This window comes from Pelosinus sp. IPA-1, from assembly GCF_030269905.1.
Lineage (GTDB): Bacteria > Bacillota > Negativicutes > DSM-13327 > DSM-13327 > Pelosinus.
Map to the genome: position 1 here is coordinate 183896 of NZ_BSVC01000007.1, position 12262 is coordinate 196157.

13 protein-coding genes and 1 other annotated feature are annotated in these 12262 nt (G+C 37.3%); of the genes, 10 read left to right on the top strand and 3 right to left on the bottom strand.

The window, feature by feature from the left end; translation table 11 throughout:
* Nucleotides 1-10: 10 nt before the first annotated feature.
* On the top strand, nt 11-1024 hold the full coding sequence (gene mglC, locus QSJ81_RS17910) for a galactose/methyl galactoside ABC transporter permease MglC (protein WP_285718713.1): 1014 nt from the start codon (nt 11-13) through the stop codon (nt 1022-1024).
* A gap of 50 nt (nt 1025-1074) precedes the next feature.
* Here the strand turns inward: mglC and QSJ81_RS17915 are convergent, their stop codons facing one another.
* Both QSJ81_RS17915 and QSJ81_RS17920 read right to left on the bottom strand, forming a co-directional pair.
* Nucleotides 1075-1371: a hypothetical protein gene (locus tag QSJ81_RS17915; RefSeq protein ID WP_285718714.1), complete on the bottom strand. Its 297-nt coding sequence runs from the start codon at nt 1369-1371 to the stop codon at nt 1075-1077.
* Nucleotides 1372-1405: 34 nt separating this feature from the next.
* Complete coding sequence (locus tag QSJ81_RS17920) at nt 1406-1858, bottom strand: hypothetical protein (RefSeq protein ID WP_285718715.1); 453 nt, start codon at nt 1856-1858, stop codon at nt 1406-1408.
* A gap of 433 nt (nt 1859-2291) precedes the next feature.
* On the opposite strand from QSJ81_RS17920, the gene QSJ81_RS17925 reads away from it, so the two are divergent.
* Nucleotides 2292-2723 carry a hypothetical protein gene (locus QSJ81_RS17925; RefSeq protein WP_285718716.1) on the top strand — a complete coding sequence of 144 codons (432 nt, stop codon included), beginning with the start codon at nt 2292-2294 and terminating at the stop codon, nt 2721-2723.
* A gap of 68 nt (nt 2724-2791) precedes the next feature.
* On the opposite strand, the gene QSJ81_RS17930 is transcribed toward QSJ81_RS17925, so the two are convergent.
* Nucleotides 2792-3187, bottom strand: coding sequence for a hypothetical protein (locus tag QSJ81_RS17930; protein ID WP_285718717.1), 396 nt, complete (start codon nt 3185-3187; stop codon nt 2792-2794).
* Nucleotides 3188-3304: 117 nt separating this feature from the next.
* Nucleotides 3305-3518, top strand: a binding site (T-box leader).
* A gap of 53 nt (nt 3519-3571) precedes the next feature.
* Here QSJ81_RS17930 and leuS point away from each other — a divergent pair.
* The 8 genes from leuS (at nt 3572) to QSJ81_RS17970 (ending at nt 12008) form a co-directional block, all read left to right on the top strand.
* A complete protein-coding gene (gene leuS, locus QSJ81_RS17935) occupies nt 3572-6052 on the top strand; it encodes a leucine--tRNA ligase (RefSeq protein WP_285718718.1) in 2481 nt (826 codons plus the stop codon).
* 246 nt (nt 6053-6298) lie between these two features.
* Complete coding sequence (locus QSJ81_RS17940) at nt 6299-7237, top strand: NUDIX hydrolase (RefSeq protein WP_285718719.1); 939 nt, start codon at nt 6299-6301, stop codon at nt 7235-7237.
* 77 nt (nt 7238-7314) lie between these two features.
* Entirely contained in the window at nt 7315-8655 is a 1341-nt protein-coding gene (locus QSJ81_RS17945) for a nicotinate phosphoribosyltransferase (RefSeq protein ID WP_285718720.1), read from the top strand.
* 102 nt (nt 8656-8757) lie between these two features.
* Nucleotides 8758-9351 (top strand): ComEA family DNA-binding protein, encoded by a 594-nt coding sequence (locus QSJ81_RS17950; RefSeq protein ID WP_285718721.1) that lies wholly within the window; start codon nt 8758-8760, stop codon nt 9349-9351.
* 108 nt (nt 9352-9459) lie between these two features.
* Complete coding sequence (locus tag QSJ81_RS17955) at nt 9460-10389, top strand: DMT family transporter (RefSeq protein ID WP_285718722.1); 930 nt, start codon at nt 9460-9462, stop codon at nt 10387-10389.
* 94 nt (nt 10390-10483) lie between these two features.
* Complete coding sequence (locus QSJ81_RS17960; RefSeq protein ID WP_285718723.1) at nt 10484-10903, top strand: hypothetical protein; 420 nt, start codon at nt 10484-10486, stop codon at nt 10901-10903.
* Nucleotides 10904-11060: 157 nt separating this feature from the next.
* The gene (locus QSJ81_RS17965; protein WP_285718724.1) at nt 11061-11354 is read left to right on the top strand and encodes a hypothetical protein; all 294 of its coding nucleotides are present in this window, start codon (nt 11061-11063) and stop codon (nt 11352-11354) included.
* 117 nt (nt 11355-11471) lie between these two features.
* The gene (locus tag QSJ81_RS17970; protein WP_285718725.1) at nt 11472-12008 is read left to right on the top strand and encodes a peroxiredoxin; all 537 of its coding nucleotides are present in this window, start codon (nt 11472-11474) and stop codon (nt 12006-12008) included.
* The last annotated feature ends 254 nt before the right edge of the window (nt 12009-12262 follow it).

Sequence of the window (12262 nt, forward strand, 5' to 3'; positions counted from 1 at the left end):
GGGTCCAAAAATGAACTTTGATACAAAGAAAATGAATGAGTTCTTATTGCAATATGCAATATATGGTGTTTTGCTTGTGCTGATTGTAGCAATTGCCGTGTATAATTCAAATTTTTTATCGATAAATACCTTGCGTGATATTTTAATGCAATCTTCTACTCGGGTAATTATCGCCCTTGGGGCTGGTTTTGTTTTGATAACGGCAGGTGTCGACCTTTCTGCAGGGCGTGTTGTTGGTTTAGCAGCAGTATTATCAGGCTCTATGCTGCAAGTTGCAGATTATTCTCGAAGATTTTTTCCTGACTTACCTCAACTTCCAATTTGGATACCAATTGTTATTGCTATACTCGGTGGCCTTATTGTTGGTTTACTAAATGGGTGGATTGTAGCAAAATTCAGTGTGCCACCTTTTATTGCAACGTTAGGAACTTATGTAATGGTTTATGGCGTAAACTCGATTTATTTTGATATGAAACCCAACGAATCTCAGCCAATTGGCGGATTAAGATCCGATTTTACTACGATTGGTTCAGGGTCTTTTGGTACTGGTCCTTATTCGATACCTTACATAGTTCTCATAGCATTAGTAGTAGCCTTTATAGTTTGGGTTATTTTCAACAAAACAAAACTAGGGAAAAACATGTATGCCATCGGTGGTAATATGAATGCAGCAACCGTTTCGGGTATTAATGTAGGTCTTAACTTAGTTTTGATTTATGCAATTGCTGGAGCGCTTTATGGATTTGCTGGTGTGTTGGAAGCAGCAAGAACAGGTGGTGCTACAAACAATTATGGCAACATGTACGAACTAGATGCCATTGCGGCTTGTGTTGTCGGTGGTGTTTCGACAACAGGGGGTATTGGTACTGTACCTGGTATTTTAGTCGGGGTAGTTATTTTTACTGTTATCAATTATGGTTTGACATTTGTTGGTATGAATCCTTATTGGCAGCTGATTATAAAAGGTCTTATTATCGTAGCTGCTGTTGCCGTAGATATTCGGAAGTATCTTACAAAGAAATAAATAAATTTGTAAAAAAACTGACTGCCATCTCGGCAGCCAGTTTTTTTAGGTTAAAATGGGTTAAATGAAAATACCCGTGAGTTTGAGCTAGAATATAACACCTTTAGTTTTCTCTTTCGGGTTATCGGAGTATGTTTAGAATAGTTTAGTAATAAATCAGTAGATATTTCATCATAAGGAGTACCGTCGGATTTCGTAATCTGATCACTTTTCATCCATTTCTTTACATCGAATGCGGTAAACTGAGTAGGTAATCTCTCGGCATCTACGGCCAACTTCATCTCTTCAATCAAAGAGGCTTCACATAAAATGATAGGGTTAACAGTATTATCTTGTATATGTTCCACGAATGATTCCTCCTATTGATTGGTGACAGTCAAATTAATAAATAATGCGAATACTGCCATCATTAAATATTTCTATATCATTGTAGCTATCCATTATTTTCTTAGCTGTATCGCTACTTACGGTACTAAGGTCCGCATTGCCATAAATAATATCATGATAGTGATTAAAGGTTCCAAGGTTATTAATTGCCATATAAAAATGGGCCTTGTCGTTAGATCCATTCGGTGCTAGCTTTACACCGTGTTTTTTTAACCATTCAACGGCTTCTTCATGGCTGTGAAGCCCTTTTGTAAGGTGGGCGATGACATGACGATCTGTGCCAGCATGTCCAACTTTAAAATGGTCAAGACATTCTTGGCAAATTCCTTTATCCCCAACTAATGGGACTGCTACTGGTTTATCCTCATAACAATAAAAGCACGTACCATTATTATGACGACGCCATTTATAAATATCTTCATATACTTTTTTCTTGCGAAATAGCATTAGTTATGTCTCCCTATTACATTTATCAGTATGCCCTAGTATACCTGTTTTCGACGTGATTGTATACATACGTTTTTAGTTGTCATCTGCAGGATTTTTTAAAAACGTATAGGATTTACTGACGATAAACAAAAAAATGGTGAATACAAAAGTGCTAAGCAGGATACTTGCAAATTTCCTGCGAATATTACAAAGAAAAAGACAATGTTTTTACAGCTACATCTATGAATGCAGGCCATGATGGGGAAAAATTAGGTTTTGCACTGTTTCGTCCAATGGCATAAGGAACAATAAATTAAAATTAAAACTGTAGCTTACAACAAATATAGTTTATCTTAGTACTATTGAATATTCAAGTTATAATAAGGATATGCTTTTTACAAGATTGCATATACGTTATAAAAATAGAAGGTTTTTGAGGAGGAAATAGAATTTGCTAATTCCATGGGAAATGTTACGTGAAGATAAAGAGGAATCCAATAATCTTTTAGAAAAATTACTCGAAATTGCGGCTGCTGATCCACTTCTATTCGGTGAAGTTGTACGAGGAATATTACATGACGATCCTTTCATTCAGGTGCAGGCTGCAACGATGGTTGAAAAAGTAACTTGTGTTCGCCCCTTATTTTTGACATTATATAAAAGATTAATGATAAATGAGTTTTCTGCTATTGAGCAGCCCCAAGTACGAAGAGTGGTTGCTTTATTATATGGACGTGTATTATGGGATGAGTGGGAAATGAAGCAAGTGGTTACCTTACTGAAGGATTGGATTGAAAATGACAAAGATAAAGAGGTTCGCGAAAATTCTATAAATTCTCTTCAGACACTAGATATGCAAAATGAACGTAGGCAGGCTTTTTAAAAAAATATAAGGATACCTTCTTTTTAGGTATCCTTATCAAATATTATTTGTAAATTCAAGCCTTTGGCTTACTTGATAGTCGAAGCCCAATTTTCAAAAGCCTTCACAAGTTCATCTCTAGCATCACTTACTGCATTACCAGTCCATTCCTGCCCAGTATCTCCATCGTACCAAAGATCTTTATTGCTAAAGGTACCAGTGGGATAGAGCTTTTCTTGAATTGCTATTTGCATACCGTCTAGCATGCTTTGCTTAATGGTTTTACGCGACTGTCTATGTCCTGCTTTTTCTGTGGGGATTATATCGAGACCTGTTTCCCCTTTAGTAATTTCAATATGGGATAAAACTTTTCCTTGCCCTTGCGCTGCTGCAATGGATTGCCTAGCAGCGGTAGTAGCTTGTTCGCGACTAATCGAATCATCAGATACAGTGATTCTAATATTGCCAATGATTAACTTATACACAGAATACACCTCCCAAGAAAAAATGTATTCCAATCCTTTCGAATATAGAACAATTGGTAAAAAAATAGACTGAATAGTGTTAATTGACTTTCTAGATGGGGTGGGATATAATATTGTGTAAGTCCTAAGAGGCAGAATAGTAAGCTTTTTATTTGTGGTGCAGACAGTTGGCGGATGATGCGAGCCAATCCCAAATAAGTTGAACTCACTGCGGAGGAGTAGCCATGAATTTGGTAGTGGCTAACGCTTGATTAGCGTTAACAATCATTGAGAGGATGGCAATTGCTATCAATCAGGGTGGTATCGCGGGTATGTATAACTCGTCCCTGGCTAATTAGCCAAGGGGCGGTTTTTTATTTTTTTATAAATAGGAGGCTTTTTTGAATGAATGAAAGATATGTTCCTAAAGAAATTGAATCCAAATGGCAAAAGCACTGGGCTGAGCATAATACTTTTAAGACAGAGCTAAATCGTCAGCGCCCGGAATATTACGTTCTGGAAATGTTCCCTTATCCATCGGGCAATTTACATATGGGTCATGTTCGCAATTATTCCATAGGTGATGTAATTGCTAGATTTAAAAGCATGCAAGGTTATAATGTTCTTCATCCAATGGGATGGGATTCCTTTGGTATGCCTGCAGAAAATGCAGCAATTAAACATGGTGTTCATCCAGCAGAATGGACTTGGGAAAATATAGCAAATATGCGCCGTCAACAACAAGAATTAGGGCTATCCTACGACTGGGATAGAGAGGTCGCTACATGTCACCCTGACTATTATCGTTGGACGCAATGGTTATTCTTGTTATTCGTGGAACGTGGACTTGCTTATAAGAAAAAAGCCGCGGTAAATTGGTGTAATGACTGTAATACGGTACTAGCAAATGAACAGGTAATTGATGGCTGCTGTTGGCGCTGTGATTCCGTCGTGGTGAAAAAAGAATTAGAACAGTGGTTCTTCAAAATAACAGAATATGCAGATCGACTCTTAAGTGATCTTAGCGAATTAAAAGGCTGGCCTGAGCGAGTCAAAACTATGCAAGAAAATTGGATTGGTCGCAGTGAAGGGGCCGAGTTTACCTTTGCCGTAGCTGACTTTGAAGAAGAAATCGCTGTCTATACAACTAGGCATGATACCGTTTTTGGGGTAAGTTATGTGGTATTAGCCCCTGAACATAAACTGGTTGAGAAACTTATTGCTGGTAAAGAAAATGAACAGGCTGTTCGCCAATTTGTAGAAAAAGTAAGAAATATGAGCGAAATTAGTCGTACTTCTAGTGAATTTGAGAAGGAAGGCATGTTTACTGGGGCGTATGCAGTCAATCCTTTTACTGGTGAAAAAGTGCCAATTTGGGTAGCTAATTATGTATTAGTGGAATATGGTACGGGAGCAGTAATGGGGGTTCCAGCACATGACGAACGAGATTGGCAATTCGCTAATAAATATAAATTAACAAAAAAATTAGTAATACAGCCTGAAGGACAAGAGCTAACGATTGAATCTATGACAGGTGCCTATGATGGCGATGGTGTTATCGTAAATTCCGGACAATTTACAGGTATGAAGAGTGAAGCTGGGAAGGTTGCAATTGCAAAATGGTTGGAAGAACAAGGTTATGGCAAACGGCGTGTAAATTATCGCTTACGTGACTGGTTAGTTTCGCGTCAGAGGTATTGGGGCGCACCAATTCCCCTTATTAATTGTCCTAGCTGTGGTAGTGTACCTGTGCCTAAAGATCAGCTACCTGTATTATTACCGGAAAATGTTAATTTCAGTGCAGGTTCTGTTTCGCCTCTAGCTAAAGTGGAAGAATTTGTAAATTGCACATGCCCTGAATGTGGCGGTGCTGCTAAACGTGAGACAGATACTATGGACACTTTTATTTGTTCTTCTTGGTATTATATGCGTTACACAGATCCGAAGAATATGTTAGCACCTTTTGATTCTACAAAAGCAGACTATTGGGCACCTGTAGATCAATATATTGGTGGCATTGAACATGCTATATTGCATCTCTTGTATTCAAGATTTTTTACTAAAGTATTAAAAGATGCTGGTTTAATAAATGTGAATGAGCCTTTCAAAAACTTGCTAACACAGGGTATGGTTATTAAAGATGGTTCTAAAATGTCTAAGTCAAAAGGCAATGTAGTATCTCCTGAGGAAATTATTGCAAAATATGGCGCGGATACAGCCCGATTATTTATTCTATTTGCGGCACCACCTGAGCGTGATTTAGAATGGAATGACCAAGCAGTAGAAGGTTCTTATCGTTTCTTAGGACGCTTATGGCGTATTATTGATCATTATGCTTCTTTCATGGCAGGGGAAGAAACTGAGTATGATAGTAGTACTCTTACTAAGGATGAACGTAATCTTAGACGTGTATTGCATGGGACAATTAAAAAGGTAACGGAAGACATTGGCGATCGTTTTAATTTTAATACAGCTATCAGCTCTATCATGGAATTAGTAAATGCCATGTATACTATTAAAGATCAGAATGTATCTCTAAATCCTGGATTAGTGAGGGAAACTGTTTCAAGCTTATTATGCTTATTAGCTCCTTTTGCACCTCATATTACAGAAGAATTGTGGAGTGAAACGATTGGTCAAGGTAGTGTTCACAAACAGTTGTGGCCTGTTTTTGATGAAAAAGCAATTGAACTTGAAGAAGTAGAAATTGTTGTACAGATGAATGGCAAGGTAAAAGAGAAGATTGTTGTTTCTGCTACTTTAAATGCCAATGAATTGGAAGAGAAGGTTCTAGGGGAGGAAAAAGTACAAGCTTTGCTGTCAGGTAAAGAAGTGATAAAAGTAATTGCCGTACCAGGAAAGTTAGTTAATATTGTAGCACGTTAAAAGTATAATTAAGAAAGTAAAACCCGATCTAATTTATTAGATCGGGTTTTACTATTACAAATCAATCCCTCAAATAATACAGTATGACTAAATTCGAGAAAGTTTTCTGAAAATTATTGCCAAGGATAGAATGGACATGTATAATAATACTAATAAGATAATATCAAAAGGATAATATCAAAAAGATCCTAAATAAAAACCGCCAATTACTCTTTATATTTTGATGATTAGCGGGAGGTAAAAAATATGATTGATGCTAAAAATGGTTTTTTTAGAGATTGTGATAAAAGTGCCTATATACAATCATCTAATACAGTTGATATGGTTATCTTTAGTGCGATTGATGGTGAAGATAAGGATCCTAGACGTCTCCCTGACAAGGTTCTGCAAATATTATTAGTAAAGAAGAAAAAAGATCCCTTATCGACGAAAGAAAGTGAATCTCAGCAAGGTAAATGGGCGCTGCCAGGTGGGTTTGTAAATTACGAAGAAAGTATTGACGAAGCTGCCGTAAGGGAGTTAAAGGCGGAGACCAATCTAGAAAATGTGTATATGGAACAACTGTATACCTGGGGACGGGTCTACCCTGATCTTCGACGTAGAGTAATCAGTACATCTTATATGGCTTTAGTAGATAGAGAAAAGTTTATTGTAAAATCCGGTGAAGACGCAGAGGATGTAAGATGGTTCAATGTTAGTAGTAAGGTAATCGGAAAAATAAAAAGTCCAACAGCAAATGGTTACATTCTTGAAAAGACATTTGAGATTATAGTTGAAAATGAGGAAATTACGATAAAAGACCATGTTATGGTCAAAACAATAGTAGAAGGTCATATTTCTAAAACGGAAAACACCTATATTGAGAATAAGAATGGCTTGGCCTTTGACCATGCGAAAGTTATTCAATATGCTCTTGATAGAATGAAAAATAAAGTAATGTATACAGATATCGCCTTTAGTTTGATGCCAGAATTATTTACGCTTACTGAATTACAAAAAGTATATGAAGTATTATATAGCCGAGAATTGGCAGATGCTTATTTTAGAAAAAAAGTAAAGCGAATGCTGACAAAAACCACTCTGTTATCTGAGGGGAAACGTTTTAGGCCTTCAAAACTTTATCGTTTTAATCCTAAATGGACGGAAAAGGACGATGAGGAATTTTGTGTAAAAAATGATGAATAAGTAACGTATGGAAAAATATTCATAGAAGTTATTGGAAATACAGAGTCTGGATTTTTAAAGGTGAAAGGAGCAGGAAAATGGCTATATTTAATGGAGAAAGATTAGCAGCAGAAATTTTTAAAATTGAGGCAGATAAAATACGACGAGGTTGGTATTCTGATAAATATTTTAGTAACAATGTAATATTGCTTGAAGCGTTGGCAAAGGAAGGATATCATTTTGCTGGTAATAGTGATATTAAAGAAATAGATTGTTCCACCGTACCGGTTGGCGATGTGGAAGTGGAGATGCAATTTTTTACACGGAGAAGACCTTGTAGTTTGGTGGCAGGAGTAGATGAGGCTCTTGCGATTATAAAAATGTGTACGGGGTACTTTAATGATGACGGGCAATTCATAAATACTTATAGCCAACTAGAGGTGGAGGCTGTACAAGATGGTACGTTTGTCTATTATGATGGTGATCCTTTAAGTGTTCAACCTGTTCTGAGGATTCGCGGTCGCTATCGAGATTTTGCAAAACTAGAAACAGTGATACTTGGAGTTATTGCTGAACCCACTCGTATTGCGACGAATGTATATAACACTCTAGTTGCTAGTCGTGCGAAAGATATTTTGTTTTTTCCTGCACGTTTTGCCCACTATAAGATGCAAGCCTTGCATGGGTATGCATATTCTATAGCAATTCAGGCTTATAATCAAAAATACAGTAAAAAGAATTGCCGTTTTGTCAGTACCGATGAACAGGGTACCTGGTGGGGGGGCGAGGGCGGAGGCACTATCGCTCATGCGACAATTTGCTGTTTCATGGGAGACACTGTAGAGACCATGATGCAATACTCTAGGATTTTCCCAAAAGAAGTTTCTAGACTAGTGCTAGTTGATTTTCATAATGACTGTGTTGGTGAAACGAAAGCTGTAATGGCAGCTATGTTTGTAAAATATCTTGCTTACTTTAAAGCGGGACAGCTAGAAGAAGCGGAAAAATATAAACTATATGGAGTACGCCCTGATACTTCTAAAAATATGCGGGATAAGTCTATTGTACCCACAGGAAATAAGCAACAAGATATGGGGGTATCACCAAGGCTCGTGTGGAACTTGCGAGAGGCAATTGATACAGTGTATACTGAATGGGATCTGACACCAGAAGAAATAGTGATTGCTAAAGAATGGTGTGAACAAATCAAAATTTGTGTTACCGGAGGGTTCAACGCCAAGAAAATTCGTGAATTTGAAGAGATGGATGTGCCTGTAGATATTTATGGAGTTGGCTCATCTTTGCTGGAGAATTCTGATGAAACCAATAATGATTTCACGGCAGATATTGTTCGTATAAAAGTAAATGGTGAGTGGCGTAATCTTTCTAAGATTGGCCGGTCTGTGTGTGAAAATCCTAATTTGGAGCGGATTGAATAAATAAAAAATTTACTGAAAATAACTGAACTTTTTGTTGTAAATAAAAGGAAAACACTTTATTTTGTCGAAGGTGTTAGTACAAGTTACAACAGGAGGGATATCGTGCTTGAGCAAAGGAATAAATTATTATTTATTGTGATGCTGGCGGTATTAATTGTAGCAGGTAGTTTTTATAGTTTTTGGCAGAAGAGTTCAATATCAGCGTCGACATCTTCTAGTGAAGCCCTAGCTAAAAGTGCTCCTATTAGCGAAGAAAAAAACAGTGAAATTTTTGTGTATATAAGTGGAGCAGTTCATAACCCAGGTGTATTTAAAGCCTCACAGAATGCAAGAGTTTTTGATATCGTTGCTATGGCTGGTGGTCTTACCTCTGATGCCGATGTAACAAAAATTAACATGGCACAGAGTGTAAAAGATGGTGCGCATCTTCATGTAGTGGAGAGGGCAATAGTCCAAGGTAACAACGTAGCTGCTGGCTTAAACAAGAGTAAGGTGGGTGGCAGCAATACCGTTAATATTAATACTGCAGAAAAAAACGAATTGGATGCATTGCCTGGGGTAGGGCCAGCATTAGCAGAGCGTATTATAGAATATCGTCAGACCAATGGTAGTTTTAAAGATATTGACGAATTAAAGAAGGTCCCAGGAATTGGGTCAAGCAAATTTGAGAAAATGAAAGAGAAAATAAGTATCTGATTTTCCTATTAAAGACTATGCCCTATTGTTCAAGATAAGGAACGATAGGGCATTTATTTATAGTTCAAAAGTCAGACACTATTAATTCTGCAGTATAGGAGTGTAAATATGGAAAAACAAAATCTCACTAAAACTTATCTCATTCTCTTATTAGTGCCTTTATTTTGGGGCGGTGCATTTGGGACAACGAAACATATTTTATCGGAATTATCTCCCTTAACGACATCAGCCCTGCGATTTATCATTGCCGGATTACTTATGCTCATTTGGAGCAGTTGGCGTAAAGAGTTGACTTGGCTGCCGATTAAACAAAACTTTTTTTATCTATTAGCTTTAGGTGCAACAGGTGTTTTTTCCTATAACTATTTTTTTGCCACAGGCTTACAGTATACCTCAGCGGTAACGGCAGCCCTGATTATTGTCATTAATCCAGTTTTTACAACATGTATTGCTAGCTTCTTTATGGGGGAGGCGTGGAACTGGCGTACATTGCTGGGAGTAATCATATCCTTACTAGGTGTTTCCTTAGTTGTTAGTAAAGGAGACTTAAGTGTATTGACTCAGATGTCTATTGGTCGTGGCGAAATTTATTTATTTGGTTCCGTTGCAAGTTGGGTTATTTATACCCTGCTTGTTAAAAAAGTCAGCCGCACCATCGGAACAACTGTAGTCACTGCTGTATCAACAATGATGGGGGCAGTGATGTTGCTGGTCCTTTCGATAATAAAAGAAGATCAATGGAGCAAAGTCTTAAACCTATCCAACCAAACGATGCTGGAAATAATATATCTGGCGACTTGCGCTACAGTAGTGGCCTTTTTGCTGTTTAATTGGGGGATTCAACGTATTGGCGCAACCAAGGCATCAGCTTATATTAACCTTATGCCGATAAATGCGTTGTGGATTGCCGTATTCCTATATGGAGAAAAAATTTCAGCATACCATTTGATCGGTATGTCTCTTACTCTAATAGGTGTATATATTACAACGCAGAACAAAATACAACCTATTTCAAGAGGGGCAGGCTCAGTGACATAAAGCAAGTGGCAATGTATGTGGTTAAAAAAACACAATAAATCCCAGGTATTCCTTTGACTTTTTAAGCCATACTATTTATTGTAGAGGGTTCGTAATGGTTGAGCCAAGACTGGTGCCGGATCTTACAAGGTTCGGTATTGGTCGGCCAAAGATTATTGTCGGGTCGAAAGGTTCGGCAGTAGTCGGCGGGCAGATCGTTATATGTCTTGTAAGGCTGTACGGCAGCCCAACTGTTGTCGTGTGGTCAAAAGGGATGTATAACGGTCGAGCTAAGACTGTCATGGGTGCTGAAGATATAGGGGTCGGCCGTTGTCGAGAGATTGCGACCGGTTCGGTAGGTATCTGTGGCAGTCGAGCAAAGGTCAGTATCGGTTGTGTAATGCTTGTGGGTAGTCGAAAGATTGCGTATAGGTATGTAATGATCGGTATTGGCTGTAGCGTAGATCATTACGGGCTCTTTTTAAAGCTAACGGATATTCCGTTAGCTTTTTATTATGCGTTGTATCTATGGTAGTATGAACTTTAACTAAAGATTTTTAATTGAAAAATAGTGAGTGGAAAATAGTTGAATATATTTAACAAAGAACGGAGAAAATGCAGATATAAAGTAAAATAAACATTGTTTAAGCTTTCAACTCAAATTGTTAGTAATTAAGAAGGAGGATTATAATATGAATCACAAGAATAGTGAGGAAAGTATATTGGATTGTAGCACCGTAGGTAAAGGCTTTGCACGTACAGAAAATAATCATATCGCTTCTGAGAGTTGCGGTTTGTCAACTAGGGGATTTGCAAATACTGACTTTGGTAAACAGGATGAAATCACTCAAGAAGATAATAGTAAATTGGATTGCAGTACGGCAGGTATGGGATTTGCTCGTACTGACAGATGTAAAATAGCTCCAGAAAATTGCGCTTTTCCAACGAAAGGATTTGCGACCACCGATTTTGGCAAGAAAGAATAACGGATAAATTTAACAAAAATATAAAATTAAATCTTCTGCAAAAGGATTGACAAAACAAGTAATTGATAATATTATGTAAATAATAATTGTTATTAAATACATAATAGGAGTGATTATATGTCAGCCAAAGTTGGTCAAAAAGCCCCAGATTTTAGCATGTCTACTACCGCGGATATTAAGACATTGGAACATGTTGTAAAGCTTGAAGATTATCAAGGAAAATGGCTTGTTCTTTTCTTTTATCCTTTGGATTTTACATTCGTTTGTCCAACGGAAATCAAAGGATTTAACTCTAGGTTAGATGAATTTAATAAAATTGGTGCGGAGATACTTGGGATAAGTACTGACAGTGTATATTCACATCGTGCTTGGATAAGAGCTTCAAAAGAAGAAGGCGGATTAGGTGAATTGAATTATCCGCTAGCTTCTGATATCACAAAGCAGGTATCTAGAGACTATGGCGTTTTAATTGAAGAGAAAGGTGTTTCTCTTCGCGGGTTATTTATAATTGATCCAGAAGGTATAATTCGTTATCAAATCGTTAGCGATTTAAATGTTGGACGTAGTGTGGATGAAATATTACGGGTATTAAAGGCTTTTCAAACTGGCGGATTATGCCCTATTGATTGGCAGCCTGGTCAAAAGACACTTTAATTAGGATAAAAATAAGCAGAAAAACAACAGTTTGTTTTTCTGCTTATTTTTTTACGGAATCAGAAAGTATAACACTTTCTTGATTCCAAGTAAGAACGACTAAGGCTTCTGCCTGCGTCCGAGGACTTGGCACAAGCCAAGTCTTTTCTTATCGATTATCCTAAGAACAGAATCTGTGTAGATATAGATAAGCCGCTAGAGTTAATACCCATTTTATACAGATTGAAAGATAGTAAAAAAAACTGTATGATATG

Excerpts from the sequence above, each read along its gene's own strand:
- mglC (WP_285718713.1), top strand. The coding sequence starts at position 11 with ATGAACTTTGATACAAAGAAAATGAATGAGTTCTTATTGCAATATGCA.
- QSJ81_RS17920 (WP_285718715.1), bottom strand. The coding sequence starts at position 1,858 with ATGCTATTTCGCAAGAAAAAAGTATATGAAGATATTTATAAATGGCGT.
- leuS (WP_285718718.1), top strand. The coding sequence starts at position 3,572 with ATGAATGAAAGATATGTTCCTAAAGAAATTGAATCCAAATGGCAAAAG.
- QSJ81_RS17940 (WP_285718719.1), top strand. The coding sequence starts at position 6,299 with ATGATTGATGCTAAAAATGGTTTTTTTAGAGATTGTGATAAAAGTGCC.
- QSJ81_RS17945 (WP_285718720.1), top strand. The coding sequence starts at position 7,315 with ATGGCTATATTTAATGGAGAAAGATTAGCAGCAGAAATTTTTAAAATT.
- QSJ81_RS17955 (WP_285718722.1), top strand. The coding sequence starts at position 9,460 with ATGGAAAAACAAAATCTCACTAAAACTTATCTCATTCTCTTATTAGTG.
- QSJ81_RS17960 (WP_285718723.1), top strand. The coding sequence starts at position 10,484 with ATGGTTGAGCCAAGACTGGTGCCGGATCTTACAAGGTTCGGTATTGGT.
- QSJ81_RS17965 (WP_285718724.1), top strand. The coding sequence starts at position 11,061 with ATGAATCACAAGAATAGTGAGGAAAGTATATTGGATTGTAGCACCGTA.
- QSJ81_RS17970 (WP_285718725.1), top strand. The coding sequence starts at position 11,472 with ATGTCAGCCAAAGTTGGTCAAAAAGCCCCAGATTTTAGCATGTCTACT.